At 35.0% G+C, this 16,233-nt stretch carries 15 protein-coding genes; 14 read left to right on the top strand and 1 reads right to left on the bottom strand.

The features are described 5' to 3' along the window. Positions 1–140 precede the first annotated feature (140 nt). Genes gmk through HMPREF0528_RS04070 form a run of 10 tightly spaced genes read left to right on the top strand, consistent with a single transcriptional unit; the run spans position 141 to position 10,670 of the window. Positions 141–755: a guanylate kinase gene (gmk, locus tag HMPREF0528_RS04115; protein WP_004895355.1), complete on the top strand. Its 615-nt coding sequence runs from the start codon at positions 141–143 to the stop codon at positions 753–755. Between the two features lie 3 nt (positions 756–758). Beyond that, positions 759–977, top strand: coding sequence for a DNA-directed RNA polymerase subunit omega (gene rpoZ / locus HMPREF0528_RS04110; RefSeq protein WP_004895353.1), 219 nt, complete (start codon positions 759–761; stop codon positions 975–977). A gap of 54 nt (positions 978–1,031) precedes the next feature. Continuing rightward, positions 1,032–3,428 carry a primosomal protein N' gene (gene priA / locus HMPREF0528_RS04105; protein WP_004895352.1) on the top strand — a complete coding sequence of 799 codons (2,397 nt, stop codon included), beginning with the start codon at positions 1,032–1,034 and terminating at the stop codon, positions 3,426–3,428. Between the two features lie 21 nt (positions 3,429–3,449). Beyond that, a complete protein-coding gene (fmt, locus tag HMPREF0528_RS04100) occupies positions 3,450–4,394 on the top strand; it encodes a methionyl-tRNA formyltransferase (protein WP_004895351.1) in 945 nt (314 codons plus the stop codon). Then, on the top strand, positions 4,387–5,703 hold the full coding sequence (gene rsmB, locus HMPREF0528_RS04095; RefSeq protein ID WP_004895350.1) for a 16S rRNA (cytosine(967)-C(5))-methyltransferase RsmB: 1,317 nt from the start codon (positions 4,387–4,389) through the stop codon (positions 5,701–5,703). The genes fmt and rsmB overlap by 8 nt, the downstream gene beginning before the upstream one ends. A 6-nt stretch (positions 5,704–5,709) precedes the next feature. Further along, positions 5,710–6,462 (top strand): Stp1/IreP family PP2C-type Ser/Thr phosphatase, encoded by a 753-nt coding sequence (locus HMPREF0528_RS04090; protein ID WP_004895348.1) that lies wholly within the window; start codon positions 5,710–5,712, stop codon positions 6,460–6,462. Between the two features lie 2 nt (positions 6,463–6,464). Beyond that, positions 6,465–8,453: a Stk1 family PASTA domain-containing Ser/Thr kinase gene (gene pknB, locus HMPREF0528_RS04085; RefSeq protein WP_004895346.1), complete on the top strand. Its 1,989-nt coding sequence runs from the start codon at positions 6,465–6,467 to the stop codon at positions 8,451–8,453. Continuing rightward, the gene (rsgA, locus tag HMPREF0528_RS04080) at positions 8,453–9,346 is read left to right on the top strand and encodes a ribosome small subunit-dependent GTPase A (protein ID WP_004895344.1); all 894 of its coding nucleotides are present in this window, start codon (positions 8,453–8,455) and stop codon (positions 9,344–9,346) included. Before pknB ends, rsgA begins: the two co-directional genes overlap by 1 nt. An 8-nt stretch (positions 9,347–9,354) precedes the next feature. Next, positions 9,355–10,005: a ribulose-phosphate 3-epimerase gene (gene rpe / locus HMPREF0528_RS04075; RefSeq protein ID WP_004895342.1), complete on the top strand. Its 651-nt coding sequence runs from the start codon at positions 9,355–9,357 to the stop codon at positions 10,003–10,005. Beyond that, positions 10,002–10,670 (top strand): thiamine diphosphokinase, encoded by a 669-nt coding sequence (locus HMPREF0528_RS04070; protein ID WP_004895340.1) that lies wholly within the window; start codon positions 10,002–10,004, stop codon positions 10,668–10,670. Before rpe ends, HMPREF0528_RS04070 begins: the two co-directional genes overlap by 4 nt. Before the next feature lie 47 nt (positions 10,671–10,717). Here HMPREF0528_RS04070 and rpmB read toward each other — a convergent pair whose 3' ends face one another. Further along, the gene (rpmB, locus tag HMPREF0528_RS04065; RefSeq protein ID WP_004895337.1) at positions 10,718–10,903 is read right to left on the bottom strand and encodes a 50S ribosomal protein L28; all 186 of its coding nucleotides are present in this window, start codon (positions 10,901–10,903) and stop codon (positions 10,718–10,720) included. A 170-nt stretch (positions 10,904–11,073) separates the two neighbouring features. On the opposite strand from rpmB, the gene HMPREF0528_RS04060 reads away from it, so the two are divergent. Genes HMPREF0528_RS04060 through plsX form a run of 4 tightly spaced genes read left to right on the top strand, consistent with a single transcriptional unit; the run spans position 11,074 to position 16,184 of the window. After that, positions 11,074–11,436 (top strand): Asp23/Gls24 family envelope stress response protein, encoded by a 363-nt coding sequence (locus tag HMPREF0528_RS04060; RefSeq protein WP_004895335.1) that lies wholly within the window; start codon positions 11,074–11,076, stop codon positions 11,434–11,436. 21 nt (positions 11,437–11,457) lie between these two features. Next, a complete protein-coding gene (locus HMPREF0528_RS04055; protein ID WP_004895332.1) occupies positions 11,458–13,122 on the top strand; it encodes a DAK2 domain-containing protein in 1,665 nt (554 codons plus the stop codon). A 3-nt stretch (positions 13,123–13,125) separates the two neighbouring features. After that, positions 13,126–15,165: an ATP-dependent DNA helicase RecG gene (gene recG / locus HMPREF0528_RS04050; protein WP_004895330.1), complete on the top strand. Its 2,040-nt coding sequence runs from the start codon at positions 13,126–13,128 to the stop codon at positions 15,163–15,165. Between the two features lie 17 nt (positions 15,166–15,182). Next, positions 15,183–16,184, top strand: a complete 1,002-nt coding sequence (plsX, locus tag HMPREF0528_RS04045; protein ID WP_004895328.1) for a phosphate acyltransferase PlsX — start codon at positions 15,183–15,185, stop codon at positions 16,182–16,184. Positions 16,185–16,233 lie beyond the last annotated feature (49 nt).

Genomic DNA, 16,233 nt, shown 5'->3' with positions numbered 1-16,233 from the left:
CCGAACTTGTGTTTGTACTATGTATTATACGAACAAATGTTTTTGATTGCAAGTGGAATTTATATCTCTTTGCGAAACTCTTGAAATTCCTCGTTTTTTAGTGCAATATATTCTTGTTACTATAATTTTTAGGAGCGAAAATGGCACATCAAGGTTTATTATTAGTTTTATCTGGTCCTTCTGGCGTTGGTAAGGGGACCGTTAAAAGTGCAATGGTGAAGCAAAAAGCTTTTTCATTTGAATATTCTGTTTCAATGACTACTCGTAAGCCCCGTCCAGGCGAAGTTAATGGGAAGGATTATTATTTTGTTTCAGAGGACCGTTTCCAAGAAGCAATTAAAGGTAACGAGCTTTTGGAATATAATAAATATGTAGGCAACCATTATGGTACTCCACTTGCACCAGTACAAAATATGCTCAATGAAGGTAAAGATGTTTTACTTGAAATTGATGTCAATGGAGCAAAACAGGTTCGCAAGTTAATGCCAGATGGCGTCTTTATCTTTTTGACACCACCAGATTTACATGAATTAAAACATCGAATTGTTAATCGCGGGACTGATTCTGACAAGGTAATTGCCATGAGAATGAAACAGGCACGTAAAGAGATTTTAATGATGGAAGATTATGATTATGCTGTAGTTAACGATACTGTTGCTAATGCGGTGGATCATATTAAGTCTATTGTTGAAGCTGAACACGTGCGTGTACCGCGAGTAATTAACGATTATAGAAATATGGTTAAGGAGGATTAACAGATGAAAATTACATACCCATCTATTGATAAATTGCTGTCTCGAGTAAATTCTCGTTATTCTCTTTCAGTGTTAGCTGCTAAAAGAGCTCATGAGATTCAAGCAGGCGCTCCATTAGCTTTAAAACACTATAAGTCTGATAAAGCAGTGGGCGAAGCACTTGAAGAAATTGCTGCTGGTAAAGTTACAATTGATCCTGAGCATCATGAAGATATTGGCTAGAATCTTTTCCTTCATTGTTAATCAATGAAGGTTTTTTAGTAGGTGATAAGATAAATGATTGCGCAAGTTATTGTAGATGTAGCTGCCAAACAAACTGATCGAGTGTTTGAATATCATATTCCAAAGGAATTAACTGATGTAGCTGTTGGATCAAGAGTGGTTGTTCCTTTTGGTCGACGAAAAGTGCAGGGATTTGTAGTCGGAATCAGTGAAACAACTTCTTATACAGGAAAATTAAAAGATTTACTTGTTGTAATTGATGAATTGCCACCACTTACGCCAGAATTAATTGCTCTTTCTAAAACTTTAGCTGATAAAATTTTTTCATATCGAATTACAATTCTTCAATCAATGTTACCACGCGTAATGAAGGCGAATTATCGGAAAATTCTAGTTCCCCTTACAGATGAAATTAAAGAAAATAGTCTTTTTAAAGGTGAACCGCTTGATTTAAATGAAGTTTCTGATCTTGAGACAATTGTAAAAATTAAAAAGCTTATAAAAAATAACCAAGCTAAGATTGAATACTTAGTTGAAAATAAAGCTAGGAAGAAACAGGTGGCTGCCTATCTTTTGACTAAAACAAGAACAGAATATCAGGAGATTTTAGGAGGGATCAGGAAAACATCCAAAAACCAGCGAGCATTGCTTAATAATATCGTTGAAAAATATAACGAATATCCAAAATTGGGTTCAACTATTGAGTCTGAATTAGGAATCTCAAGTTCTACATTACGAGCAGCCGAAAAAAAGGGATGGCTGTTAAAAAAAGAGCAGGAGATTTATCGAAATCCATTGAAAGATTTTGAATCTAATGCTAGTAAGCATTCGGTTAGATTAAATTCAGAACAGTTAGACGCCTTAAATTCAATTGGTACTAGTATTAAAGAAAAAGAGGCCAAGACTTTTCTTCTTGAGGGAATTACTGGGAGTGGCAAAACTGAGGTGTACCTTCACGCTATCAGTACAGCTCTTGAACAGAAGCGGAATGCTTTAATGTTGGTTCCGGAGATTTCTCTAACTCCTCAAATGGTTAAACAAGTGAAAGAGCGTTTTGGAGATAATGTTGCTGTTTTACATAGTGGTTTATCTGAAGGTGAAAAATATGATGAATGGCGAAGAATTAGGCGTGGAGAAGCTCAAGTTGTAGTAGGGGCTAGAAGCGCGATTTTTGCTCCTTTAAAAAATATTGGTTTAATAGTAATTGATGAGGAGCATGAATCTTCCTATAAGCAAAACGATACTCCTCGCTACCATGCCCGGGATGTAGCTCTATTGAGAAGTAAATTTCACAATTGTCCAGTTGTTTTAGGAAGTGCAACGCCTTCTTTAGCAAGCCGAGCGCGTGCTCAAAAAGGAAGATATAAATTATTACGTCTGACTAAACGTGCTAATCAAAAGTCGCTACCTAAAGTGGATCTAATAGACCTAAAAACTGTTGAATTTGCTGGTGGACAGTTTGATCTATCAATTCCCTTAGTAGATGTAATTAAAGAAAAAATAGCTAAAAAAGAACAAGTTATTTTACTTCTTAATCGTCGTGGTTTTGCTAGTTTTATGCTTTGTCGCAATTGTGGCTTTGTTTTAAAATGTCCAAATTGTGATATCTCGTTAACTTTACATAAAGATACTGGACAGATGCAATGTCATTATTGCGGCCATAAGGAGCCAATTCCAAGAAAATGTCCAAATTGTCAGAGTGAAAAAATAAGATTTTTAGGTACGGGGACGCAAAAAGTTCAAGAAGAACTGGAAACTTTACTTCCTGACGCTAAGATCTTAAGAATGGACGTTGATACTACTAGACGTAAAGGAAGTTATAAGAAAATTCTTGATAGTTTTGGTAATCATCAAGCCGATATTCTCTTAGGAACACAAATGATTGCTAAAGGACTAGATTTTCCAAATGTTACTTTAGTGGGAGTAATTAATGCTGACACAGCATTATCTCTTCCAGATTTTAATTCTTCAGAAAAAACATTTGATTTACTAACCCAAGTAGCTGGAAGGGCCGGAAGAGCTGAAAAAACTGGTAGAGTTATGATTCAAACTTATAATCCGGAAAATTATGCAATAAAACTAGCCCAAAGCCAAGATTACGAGGGATTTTACCAAAAAGAAATGCAGGTTAGATTTCAAGGAAACTATCCGCCATTTTTTTATACTACCTTAATTACTATTACATCAAAAAATGAACAGTCAGCTGCTAAAGAGGCATTTGTAATAAAAAGAAAATTAATGCGGGAGTTACATGCTCCGACTATTATTTTAGGTCCGACGCCAAGTAGTGTAGCTAAAATTAAAAATCAATATTATTACCAAATCTTGGTAAAATATAAATATGAGCCTAAGTTGCATGATTTGCTTCATCAAATTCAAGATGATGCACAATTAGCACAAAAACGTGGTTTAAATATATATATTGATAATGAACCAGAGAGAATAATGTAAATTTAGAAAGAAGTTGAATCTATGTCATCAGTTATTTTTTTAGGAACTCCAAATTTTGGTAGTGTCGTTCTGCAAGGATTAATTGAACAAGGGTATGAAATTAAAGCGGTTGTTACTCAACCTGACAAGCGCGTTGGGCGTAAACAAGTAGTCCATCAATCTGCTGTTAAAGAAACAGCTTTGAAACATAATCTTCCAGTTTATCAACCTGCTAAATTGTCAGGATCAGAAGAACTTGCAGAATTAATGAAAATTGAACCAGATTTTATTATTACCGCTGCTTATGGGCAATTTTTGCCAACGAAGTTTTTGAAGTCAGCTAAAGTAGCTCCAGTTAATGTTCATGGTTCTCTTCTCCCTAAATATCGTGGTGGTGCACCAATTCAATATTCCGTTTTGAATGGGGATAAAGAGACTGGTGTCACCATTATGGAGATGGTGAAAAAGATGGATGCAGGAGATATTTTTGCCCAAAAAGCTTTGACAATTACAGATGAAGATACAAGTGGTACTTTATTTGATAAGTTAAGTGTTTTGGGAAGAGATCTTCTCTTAGAAACTTTACCTAAGTTTATTGATGGGACAGTTACTCGGACTGCTCAGGATGAGGATAAGGTTGTCTTTTCACCTAACATCTCTAAAGACCAAGAAAAGATAAACCTAACCATGACTGCTAAAGAAGCTAATAATCTAATTCGTGCCCTTAATCCTGATCCAGGTGCTTACTTTATGCTTGGTGGAAAGAGATTCAAAGTTTGGAAAGCAAAGCCATTGACTGAAAAGACTAGTTTTCCAGCTGGAACTTTAGTTACTAATAAAAAGAAATTCGTAATTAGTATGGCTGATGGCAGTCAATTAGAGTTACTTGAAGTTCAGCCAACTGGTAAGAAGAAAATGAATATTAAAGATTATCTCAATGGTCAAGGTAGTCATTTTATAATTGGAGATAAGATAGTTGATGAGTAATGCAAGAACGGTTGCTTTGGAGACTTTGATTAAAGTTTTTAATCAAAAAAGCTATTCTAATATTGCTTTAAACAATGAACTAATAAAGCATGATTTAAAGCTAGCTGATAAGGCTTTAGCTACTAGAATTGTATATGGTACAATTCAATATAAAATATTTTTAGAGTATCAATTAAAGCCATTAATTAAAACAAAACTACGCGATAGTTTTTTAAAGCCGCTTCTTTTAATGTCTGCCTACCAGTATTTTTTCTTAGAAAAAGTACCAGCAAACGCGATTTTTGATGAGGCAAACAAGCTTGCTAAAAAATATAGTAAGAGAAATAGTGGCAGTTATAAGCTGGTTAACGGAATTTTGCGTGCTTTAGAGCGTCAAGGTAAAATTTTGCCCCCAACTAATGATTTAGTTGAATATTTAAGTATTAAAGAGAGTTTTCCTAAATGGTTAGTAGAATATTTATTAGATCATTTTGGTGAAAATGAAACAAAAAAAATTTTAGTACGAAGTAATCAACCGGCTGCTAATTCAATTAGAATGACTACAAAAGAGTCAGACTTTGAAGAAATCAAAGAAGAATTAAAAAAAGATACTTTTAGTTTTGAAGAGTCTAGTCTAACTCCGCATAATTTAAATTTGAATAAAGGTGGAGTAGCTCAAACAGCTCTGTTTAAAAATGGAAAAATTACTATTCAGGATGCTGCTGCTTCACTTGCTGTGGATGCGTTTGACTTTAAGGGGAGTGAACAGGTATTAGATGCATGTAGTGCCCCTGGTGGTAAGACGGTTCAAATCGCTGAAAACTTGACAACAGGTAGTGTAATTGCTTTAGATATTCATGAGAATAAACTAAGGCTTGTAAGAAATGCGGCCGAACGTCTTCATGTTAGTGATAAAGTAAAGACGAAGGCTTTAGATGCACGAAAGTCGAAAGAATATTTTAATCAAAGACAATTTGATAAAATTTTAGTAGATGCGCCTTGCTCGGGCTTAGGGTTGATTAGACGAAAGCCAGAGATTAGATATGAAAAATCACTAAATGATATTAAAAATTTAGCAAAAATTCAGTTAGCTATTTTGGAAAGTGTGAGTGGACTTTTAGCTAATGGAGGAGAATTGGTTTATTCAACTTGTACCATCAGCTATGAAGAGGATGAAGGAATAGTTAAGCAATTTCTAAAATTGCATCCCGATTTTGAGTTGATACCAGTTCAAGTAGGAAAGCTTCCTAAGCAAGAAATGGTACGTATTTTTCCAAGTAGTGACGGCAGTGACGGATTTTTTATTGCAAAATTAAAAAAACGAGGGTAAATAATTTTGATTAAAACAGCATTTGCTTCAAGTATTGGTAGAGTCCGAGAAACTAATCAGGACTTTGTAAAGGTATTTAAAAATCAAAATAATATTATTATGGGGATCGTTTGTGACGGTATGGGTGGCCATCAAGGAGGAGATGTTGCCTCAACGATGGCAGTTAGTCATTTAGGTCATAATTTTGAAAAAACAGATTTTACTGATCCTGACTTAGCTCAAAAATGGTTAACTGTACAATTAAGGTTAGAAAATGAAACTATCTTGAATACAGCTGATCGTTTTTCTGATCTAAATGGAATGGGCACCACAATAGTTTTAGCAATTGCCTTTACGGAAAAAATCTTAATTGCCCATCTAGGTGACTCACGTTGTTATCTCTATGGAGGTAATGAATTTAAGCAAATTACTGAAGACCACTCTTTAGTCCATGAATTAGTTAAAATGGGACAAATTACCGAGCAACAAGCTCGAAATCATCCTCAAAAAAATATTATTACTGAAACTTTAGGAGTCTCAAGTACTGTAAATCCAGAATTTGATATTCTTGAAGTGCATGCTGGTGATATTTTTTTGCTTTGTACGGATGGATTAACAAATTCGTTAACTGATCCTCAAATTCAACAAATCCTTGCCACTAAAAATTTAAGTTTAAAAGAGCGTTGTAATAAACTTATTAATGAAGCTAATCGTTTAGGTGGTGGAGATAATATTACTGTTTGCTTGCTTGCCTATGTAGAAAAGGATGGTGACAAATAGCAATGGAGAAAGGCCATTTGCTTGGTGGTCGCTATAAGATTATCTCTGTTTTAGGCGAAGGTGGAATGGCTAATGTTTATTTAGCTGAAGATATTATTCTGCAAAGAAAAGTTGCAGTTAAAGTTTTGCGACTAGATTTGCAAAAGGATCCTCAAACTATTCAACGTTTCCAAAGAGAGGCACTTTCTACTAGTGAATTAAGTCATCCGCATATTGTTTCGATTCTTGACGTAGGAACAGACGGAAATTGTCATTATTTAGTAATGGATTATGTGGATGGATCTGATTTGGAAGAATATATCCAACATAATAATCCAATTCCTTTGCCTAAAGTAATTGATATCATGGATCAAATATTAAGTGCCGTTGCATTGGCGCATAAGCACAATGTGATCCATCGCGACTTAAAACCACAAAACATTTTAATGGATAAAAAAGGCAATATTAAAATTGTGGATTTTGGTATTGCAATTGCTTTAAATCAAAGTACGATGACGCAAACCAATACTGCAATGGGATCAGTGCATTATATGTCACCTGAACAAGCCCGAGGCAGTATGGCAACAAAACAATCGGATATCTATTCTTTAGGAATAATTCTTTACAAATTATTGACTGGTACAGTTCCTTTTACTGGAGAAAATGCTGTTGCAGTTGCTCTAAAGCATTTCCAAGAAAAAACACCATCTTTAAGTGATAAAAATCCTAATGTTCCCCAAGCTTTAGAAAATGTGGTTTTTAAAGCAACAGCAAAAGATCCACGTGATCGATATAAATCTGCTTTAGAAATGAAAGCAGATTTGGATACGTGTCTTGATCCAAAACGTAAGGATGAGCCGATTTTTAAGCCCGAGCATGATCCGTCTACTGATGAAACTATTGTTGTTCCTCCTCTTGAAGGAAGCGTTCATAATAAAGATCATGAAGTGCAAGCAAAGGAAGAACCTAAAGAAGAAAAAAAGAGTCTGTTTAAAAATCTTAAGGGTCATACATGGTGGTGGTTAGGAGCAATAATTGCATTTTGTGTAATTATGGTAATTCTATTCTTTGCTCTTGGTAGAAAAGATATGGTAGATATTCCTAATCTTAATAGGATGAGCCAAACCCAAGCCAAGAAGTCTCTCCAATCATCTAATTTAAAAATTGGAAAGATTACTTATGAATATTCTGACAGTGTTCCAAAAGGAGAAGTAATTAGAACAGACCCTCCGATTGGATCTCAGATAAAAGATGGAGAAAAAGTTAACTTAGTTTTATCTCGAGGTAGTCGTCTTGTTGAAATGCCAAATGTAATTGGAGAGTCTTATTCTCTTGCGCGGAAACAGCTGGTTAAACTAGGCTTTACTGTTACTAAAACTGAAGAATACTCTCCTAGTCCTAAAAACCAGGTTAATGCTCAAGATATTGAACCAGGCCAGGAAGTAAATCCTAATAAATCAACAGTAACTTTGTTGGTTTCGAAGGGGCCTAGTTCGGCGAGTAGTACCCGATCTAGACGAAATACAATAAAATTAAGAGATATCGTGGGATATTCATTGAAAGGTGCCCGAGATTATGCACGGGAACATCATTTATCACTTAAAGTTGAAGAAGAAGACTCAGATGGTAAAAATGATGGTACAGTTTTACGTCAATCCCCAGAATCAGGTACTGACGTGAATCCCGGGGATACGTTAACGATAGTAGTAGCAAAAGCTAAGAAAAACAATTCTACTGATACTTCAAGCAGTTCAACTACTACCACTACTGTTACAAAATCTTATACTATTAATTATCCAGGAAGTACTGATCAAAGCGGATCAGAAAAAACGCCAGATCATATTCAGGTATATGTTTCTGATGATGGACATTCAATTAATAATATTTACAAAGACATGAACATTATTTCTGAACAAACTTTTACCATTTCGTTTAAGTTAAGCAAAAAAAATGGGCATATAAAAATATTGCGAAATGGTGAAACGATTTTAAATGAGGACGTTAATAAATAATGAAAAAAGCAGAAGGGACGATTATTAGTGCTATCTCAGGCTACTATGATGTCGAAATTGATGATAAAGTAGTTAGAACGAGAGCACGAGGAGTTTTTAGAGATCGTAAACAAAAGCCACTGGTAGGAGATAGAGTAGTAGTTCAACTAGATGATCAGGGAATGAACTATTTAATTGAAATATTGCCACGCATTAATGAAATAGGGCGGCCAGCAGTGGCAAATGTGTCTAGAGTATTGTTAGTAATTTCCGCTGTTGAGCCCGACTTTTCACTTGAATTATTAGATAGATACTTAACATTTTTTGCTTGGAAAAATGTTGGCGTAGTCATTTATTTGTCAAAATCCGATATTACTTCTTCTGAAAGATTAAAAGATATTCAAACTGAGTTAGAATACTACCAAAGAATTGGGTATCCTGTTTTTGAAGATGCAAAAAAACTGGAAAATGAGCTTCCAAAAATGATCGATAAAGATCAGATTTGGACCTTAGCTGGCCAATCAGGTGCTGGCAAGTCAACATTATTGAATAAGCTGGAGAGTGAAGCAAAGCAGGCAACAGGAGCAATTTCAACTGCTTTAAATCGTGGAAAACATACCACAAGACAAGTAACACTATTTAAATACGGCTCTGGCTTTATTGCTGATACTCCTGGTTTTTCAGCTATTGATCTCTTTAAGATCAAAGTTGATGATCTAAGAAATTACTTTTATGATTTAAAAGAAGCAAGTGTAGAATGCAAATTTAGAGGTTGTCAACATATTAAAGAGCCTGGTTGCGAGGTTAAAAAACTTGTAGAAGAGGGCAAAATAGCGCGCAGTCGTTATGAATCTTATTTAAAAATTAGACAAGAAATTTCTGACAATAGAATGCCAGAGTATTTAAAGAAATAGGTGAAACTATGATAGCACCATCAATTTTGAATGCAGATAATATGCATCTAAGTCGTGATATTAAAGCCGCTATTGAAAGTGGCATAGATAGATTCCATATTGATATTATGGATGGACACTTTGTACCTAATTTGTCATATGGACCAGAATTGGTAAAAGACTTTAAGCGCTCCTTTCCGTTAACAGATGCTGAAATTCATTTAATGAGTAATGACTTAGAAACAACATTGCCTCTCTTTGTAGAAGCTGGATGTGATCTTTTAGAATTTCATTATGAAGCAACGGATAATCCAGAATATTGGATAAAATATTTAAAAGATCATAATGTTAGATGTGGAATGGCCATTAATCCGTCTACACCAGTACAAAAATTGCAGCCATTTTTAAAAGAATTAGATCAAGTGCTTTTGATGACGGTGAAACCTGGATTTGGTGGGCAAAAGTTTGAAGAACAGTCAGTTGAACGTTTAGTTGAACTTAAGAATATGATTGAAGCTGAGAATTTAAGTGTTCCAATTGAAGTTGATGGTGGAATTGAGCCTAAGACTGTAAAGCTTACTAGAGACGCAGGAGCCACAATTTTTGTAGCTGGTTCTTACATTTTTAAAAATGGAAGTATTGAAGATCAAGTTATGAAATTGAAAAAAGAAGACAAATGAGAGCAATTGCATTATTAGGTGGTCCAAAAGAAGAATGGCCACATAATTTAGCCACTGAAATTAAAGAAGCAAGTAAAAAAGGCGCCCTAATTATGGCTAGTGATCGGGGCAGCCTTTTTTTATTAGAGTTAGGGATAGTACCTAACGTTGCCTTAGGAGATTATGATTCATTGACTTTTGATGAAAGAGAAATCGTTGAAAGTAAAGTTAAGGATATGCGTTATTCGAATCCAATCAAAGATTTTACGGATTCTGAAATGTTGTTTTATGCCGCATTTATCGATTATCGAGTTGACAGTTTAACGGTATATGGAGCAACAGGAGGAAGAATGGATCATTTTTTTGTTAATATGTATGCTATGCTGAAAGCTCCGTTTGATAGATTTAAAGAAAAAATTAAATTTATTGATAAGCAAAATATTATCCGCTTTTTCGGAAAAGGAAAGCACATACTTCCTTACGAAGCTGATTATAAATATTTAGGAATCGGAACTTTGACAGGAGCTAAAAATTTTAGTATCAAAAATGCGAGATATGATTTACAGCCCATTGATTTGCCCGTACCGACAGTTTATTCATCAAATGAATATTTGAATAGGCAAGCAATAGAGATTTCGTGTGAGTCTGGGACATTAATCGTAATCAATAGTCGAGATAAAAAATAAAAGGGATCAAGAAATATTTCTTGATCCCTTTTATTTTTACTTCTTAATTAGACACGTTTAACCTTACCGGATTTCAAAGCGCGAGCGGATACCCAAACACGCTTTGGCTTACCGTCAACAAGGATGCGAACTTTTTGAAGGTTTGGCTTCCATGAACGCCGCACGGAGTTCAAAGCCTTTGAACGCTTGTTACCAAAGACCGTCTTGCGGCCAGTAATAATGTCTTTTGCCATTTGTGCTAAACCCTCCTTTATGTTGTTGTAGTACTTATTTAATTTATCACAGCTTTTAGAATTGTGCAATATTGTCTTTCCATTTTCTTGAAACTAACATTGTTGATATAAAAGCCTGCTGTGTTAAAATAAATTGAGAAAAAATTGTTCTTCGTTAATGGAGGAATACGATGGCTGTTAAAATTAAAACAAAATATGGCTTAATTGATATTTCAAATAGTGTGATTGCTACTGTCGTAGGCGGAGCAGCTACTTCTAACTATGGTGTAGTTGGAATGGCTTCAAAGAACGCTTTACGGGATGGAGCTTATACTATTTTAAACCGTGAAAATTATCGTCGCGGTGTTGTAATTAAAACTAATGATAATCAAATCGTCGTTGATGTATATATTATTGTGGGTTATGGTCTAAAAATTTCGGAAGTAAGTCACAATGTCCAAGATAGTGTAAAATACAATCTTGAAAATCTTTTAGGCATTAAGACTAAGACGGTTAACGTTATTGTTCAAGGCGTAAAGGTTTTAGACGATTAATGCATTCTGGAGGAGTTAATTGTGGTTTTAACTGAAATTAATAGTGATCAATTCAGAGATATGGTTCGTGCAGCAACTCATCGCATGAGCAAGAACGCTGAATTTGTAAATAAATTAAATGTTTTCCCAGTACCTGATGGTGATACTGGAACTAATATGAATTTAACCATTGAGAGCGGCGCAAAAGCTGTTAATGAAAATCTTAGTGAATCCGTTGGTGACCTAACTGAAAGTCTCTCAAAAGGAATGTTGATGGGAGCTCGCGGTAACAGTGGAGTTATAACTTCTCAACTATTTAGAGGTTTTTATAAAGCTACTGAAGAAAAAGATACCCTGACTGCTCAAGATTTAGCTAATGCTTTTGCAAATGGTGTTACAACTGCATATAAAGCAGTTATGAAGCCTGTTGAAGGAACTATTTTAACCGTTGCTCGTGTTGCAGCTGAGGAAGGTAAAAATAAGGCAAACGAAACTGATGATGTCAGCGAAGTAATGAGAGCGGTAGTTGATGGAGCTAAAAAGGCTTTGAAGACTACGCCTGATTTATTACCAGTTTTAAAGCAAGTTGGAGTAGTAGACTCGGGTGGTCAAGGATTAGTATTTATCTACCAAGGCTTTTTAGAGGGAGTTCTTGGCGAAAAGGATAATGATGATTATCAACTAGATGAAGGTGAAATGGATGAGTTAATTAATGCAGCTCACCACCAAGCTGAATCTGCTCAAGTTCAATTATCAACTAGTGATATTAAGAATGGTTACTGTACTGAAATTATGGTTGACTTAACTGTTGATGTTCCAAATAAAGAAGAATTCAATCTTGAACAATTTAGAGAACATCTATCTAACTTAGGTGATTCACTTTTAGCTGTTTCAGATGGTGAAGTGGCTAAAGTTCACGTTCATACAGAACACCCAGGAGATGTTTTTACATACGGCCAAAAATTTGGACAACTAGGTAAAATTAAAATCGATAATATGCGGATTCAACATGAAACTATCTTAGAAAGTAACGAAGAACAAGAAGAAAATGTTGATTTTGCAGTTATTGCAGTTGCTTCAGGTCATGGAATCCGTGAATTATTTAAGAGTGAGGGCGTAAATAGAATTATTTCTGGTGGACAAACTATGAATCCATCAACTAAGGATATTATGGACGCTATTACTAAATCCGGTGCTAAAAAGGCCATTATTTTACCAAATAACGGTAATATTATCATGGCTGCTAAGCAAGCTGCTGAAGTTAGTGAAATTCCGGTTGGAATTGTTCCAACAAAGACAATTTCTCAAGGATTAACTGCAATGCTTTCCTTTGATCCAGATGCTTCAGTAGAGGAAAATGTTGAAGCAATGTCTGAAGACCTGGATACAGTTAAATCTGGTGAAGTCACTAAAGCAATCCGTGACACTAAGATTGATGATATTGAAGTTAAAAAAGATGACTATCTTGGAATTGTTGATGGAACCATTAAGGTTGATAATCCAGACCTGGTTGATACAACAGTTTCAATGATTGAAAAGATGTTAGATGAAGATAGTGAAATTATCACTATTATGTATGGTAGTGATGCTACCAGAGCAGAAGCTGACGAAGTAGTTAAAAAGCTTAAAGCTACTCATGATGATTTAGAATTTGAAGTTCATGATGGTGGCCAGCCAGTTTACTACTTCTTAGTATCCGTGGAATAAAATATGAATAATAAGCAGAGTAAGTTATTTGAACCAGTAACTGAGTTAAAAGGTGTAGGAGCAAAGACAGCTACAGCTTTGGCCAGTCTTGGCATTAATACAATTTATGATTTACTATTTTATTTTCCTTTTAGATATGATGATTTAGAGATAATCCCTCTTGATCAAATTGAAGATGGGCAGAAAGTCTTATTAAAGGGAATGGTGGTAACAGATCCATTTGTTAGCCGATTTGGTTATCGAAAAACAAGGCTCAGCTTTAAAATGAAAATTGATCATGACATTATCATGGTCAATTTTTTTAATCAGCCCTGGTTAAAGAATAAAGTGGAATCAGGTAAGGAAGTTGCAGTATATGGGAAGTATCAAGTAGCGCGACAGTCATTAAGTGGCTTTAAATTAGTAGCTGAAAAGAAAGATTCAGGTTTTGCTCCTATTTATTCTGTCAATCGTCATTTAAAGCAAAATAAGCTGCAAAAGTTAATTGATCTTGCTTTAGAGGAAACTATAAATGAAGTTGGAGAAACAATCCCAGCTTCTATAAGAGAAAAATATCGCTTGCTTTCTGATCGCGTTTTGGTAGAAAAAATGCATCATCCAAAAAATGAAAATGAGGCAAAGATAGCACGCCGAAGTGCTATTTTTAGAGATTTTTTTCTTTTTCAAATGCAACTTGCTCAACTTCTTTCCCAAAGAAATGAAGATGCACCTGGAGTAGAAAAGAAATATGATTTAGCTGCTGTCAAAGAATTAATTGAAGAAATTCCATTTGAGTTATCTGATGATCAAAAAAAAGTGGTGAATGAAATTTTTGCTGATCTTCATTCTAAAAGACAAATGCGAAGATTATTGCAGGGAGATGTGGGTAGTGGTAAAACCGTAGTAGCAGTTTTTGCAATTTATGCAGCTGTTACTGCAGGCTATCAGGCTGCTTTAATGGTTCCAACAGAAATTTTAGCTCAGCAGCATTTTGCTAAAATAGATGAATTACTGAAGCCCTTGGGTGTGCGAGTTGCCTTATTGACGAGAGACACTAAGGACTTAGAAAAGAAAGAAATTTATCGTGAATTAGCTGATGGAACAATCAATGTTGTGATTGGGACTCATGCATTAATCCAAAAAGATGTTCATTTTAAAAATCTCGGTCTAGTTATCATTGATGAGCAACATAGATTTGGAGTAAATCAAAGAAACACCTTAATTAAAAAAGGTGAGGCACCTGATATACTGGCAATGACTGCAACTCCAATTCCTCGTACACTGGCATTAACTGTATATGGAGATATGGCTGTTTCTGAAATTAGACACTTGCCAAAAGGAAGAAAGCCAGTAGTTTCCTCATGGGCAACTTCCAGCAAATTAAGAGAGGTTCTTGGTTTGATGCGTTCACAGTTAGATAAAGGTTTTCAAATTTATGTTGTAACCCCTTTAATTAGTGAATCAGAAAAAAGTGACTTAAAAAACGCTGAGGATTTACAAGCAAAAATTGCTCATTACTTTAAAGACGAAAATGTTGTTTTGCTTCATGGCCAGATGAAAGGCGATCAGAAAAATGAAATTATGGATAGCTTTGCTGCGGGCAAGATTAATATTTTAGTTACTACAAGTGTAATTGAAGTTGGTGTCGATGTTCCGAATGCAAATATGATGGTGATCTTTAATGCTGATCGCTTTGGCTTAAGTCAATTGCATCAGTTGCGAGGAAGAATTGGCCGGGGACAGACACAAAGTTTTTGTGTGTTTGTGAGTGATCCTAAAACAGAAATTGGTAAGAAACGAATGAACATTATTACCTCTACCAGTAATGGTTTTAAATTAGCAGAAGAAGATTTAAAACTACGTGGCGAAGGAGATGTTTTTGGAAAGGCTCAATCTGGTTTACCTCAGTTTCAAGTTGGGGATGTAGTAAATGACTATAATGCCTTAGTGACTGCTCAAAAAGAAGCTCGTAATCTAATTAAGTCTGACCCAGCTTTGGCTAATCCAGAAAATAAATTTTTACAAGAAGTGCTAAAATATAAGAAAGATTTGAATAATAATTAGAAATAACCGGAGTGAATATGAAAACAATTGCAATTGATGCCATGGGGGGAGAAAATGCTCCTAAGGCTATTGTTGATGCCGCATTAAAAGCAAAGCCGAAATTAAAAGATACAAAATTTGTTTTATTTGGGGATGAAGAAAAGATTAATAAACTAATTCCCCCTAAGCAAAAAGATAGAATTGACGTTATTGCAACTAGTGAAGTTATTGTTGATAGTGACGAGCCAGTAAAAGCAATTAGACGTAAGAAGAATTCTTCAATGGTTGTTGCTGCTAACTATGTAAAGTCGGGAAAAGCAGACGCCTTATTTTCACTAGGAAATACTGGAGCACTCCTAGCTTGCGGGATTTTTATTATTGGCCGAATTAAAGGTGTAGAACGCCCGGCTTTAATGCCAACTCTTCCCAGTGCTAAAAGTGAAGATGGCTTTAATATTATTGATGTTGGTGCAAATGCACAAAGTAAGCCTGAATATTTAGTACAATGGGCACAAATGGCTAACTTTTATGCTCAAAAAATTAGAAATATTAAAAATCCAACCGTAGCTTTATTAAATAATGGTGCAGAAGATGATAAAGGAGATCCCCTTCACCAAGAAGCTTATAAGCTTCTTAAAGCAACTAATCTTAACTTCATTGGTAATGTTGAAGGAAATGATTTAATGGAAGGTAAAGCCGATGTGATTGTAACAGATGGTTTTACTGGAAATGCTACTCTTAAGGCAATAGAAGGGACTGCAAGTGTAATTTTACGTCTACTTAAAGAGTCTTTGCTAAATAATGGTTTACGTCCTAAGGTAGGAGCCTTATTAGCAAAGCCAGGACTTACTGCATTAAAGAAAAGATTTGATACGGCTAGATATGGGGGAGCAGTTTTACTTGGGGTAAATGCACCTGTTGTAAAGACGCACGGTAGATCGAATATCCGTCCTATTTACTACACTTTATTACAAATTGATAAGATGTTGAGTCAAGATTTGGTTGGCGAATATAAAAAATACTTTAGTGAATCTCGCTAGACTTTAATATAAAAATGCCTTAGAATTAAACTAAACTTTTTTGGAGGTT

This window comes from Lactobacillus johnsonii ATCC 33200, assembly GCF_000159355.1.
In the GTDB taxonomy this organism is placed as follows: domain Bacteria; phylum Bacillota; class Bacilli; order Lactobacillales; family Lactobacillaceae; genus Lactobacillus; species Lactobacillus johnsonii.
This window is presented reverse-complemented; position numbering and strand designations above follow the sequence as displayed.

Bases quoted from the DNA above. Each gene is read 5' to 3' on its own strand.
- gmk (WP_004895355.1), top strand. From the start codon at position 141: ATGGCACATCAAGGTTTATTATTAGTTTTATCTGGTCCTTCTGGCGTT.
- rpoZ (WP_004895353.1), top strand. From the start codon at position 759: ATGAAAATTACATACCCATCTATTGATAAATTGCTGTCTCGAGTAAAT.
- priA (WP_004895352.1), top strand. From the start codon at position 1,032: ATGATTGCGCAAGTTATTGTAGATGTAGCTGCCAAACAAACTGATCGA.
- fmt (WP_004895351.1), top strand. From the start codon at position 3,450: ATGTCATCAGTTATTTTTTTAGGAACTCCAAATTTTGGTAGTGTCGTT.
- rsmB (WP_004895350.1), top strand. From the start codon at position 4,387: ATGAGTAATGCAAGAACGGTTGCTTTGGAGACTTTGATTAAAGTTTTT.
- pknB (WP_004895346.1), top strand. From the start codon at position 6,465: ATGGAGAAAGGCCATTTGCTTGGTGGTCGCTATAAGATTATCTCTGTT.
- rsgA (WP_004895344.1), top strand. From the start codon at position 8,453: ATGAAAAAAGCAGAAGGGACGATTATTAGTGCTATCTCAGGCTACTAT.
- rpe (WP_004895342.1), top strand. From the start codon at position 9,355: ATGATAGCACCATCAATTTTGAATGCAGATAATATGCATCTAAGTCGT.
- HMPREF0528_RS04070 (WP_004895340.1), top strand. From the start codon at position 10,002: ATGAGAGCAATTGCATTATTAGGTGGTCCAAAAGAAGAATGGCCACAT.
- rpmB (WP_004895337.1), bottom strand. From the start codon at position 10,903: ATGGCAAAAGACATTATTACTGGCCGCAAGACGGTCTTTGGTAACAAG.
- HMPREF0528_RS04060 (WP_004895335.1), top strand. From the start codon at position 11,074: ATGGCTGTTAAAATTAAAACAAAATATGGCTTAATTGATATTTCAAAT.
- recG (WP_004895330.1), top strand. From the start codon at position 13,126: ATGAATAATAAGCAGAGTAAGTTATTTGAACCAGTAACTGAGTTAAAA.
- plsX (WP_004895328.1), top strand. From the start codon at position 15,183: ATGAAAACAATTGCAATTGATGCCATGGGGGGAGAAAATGCTCCTAAG.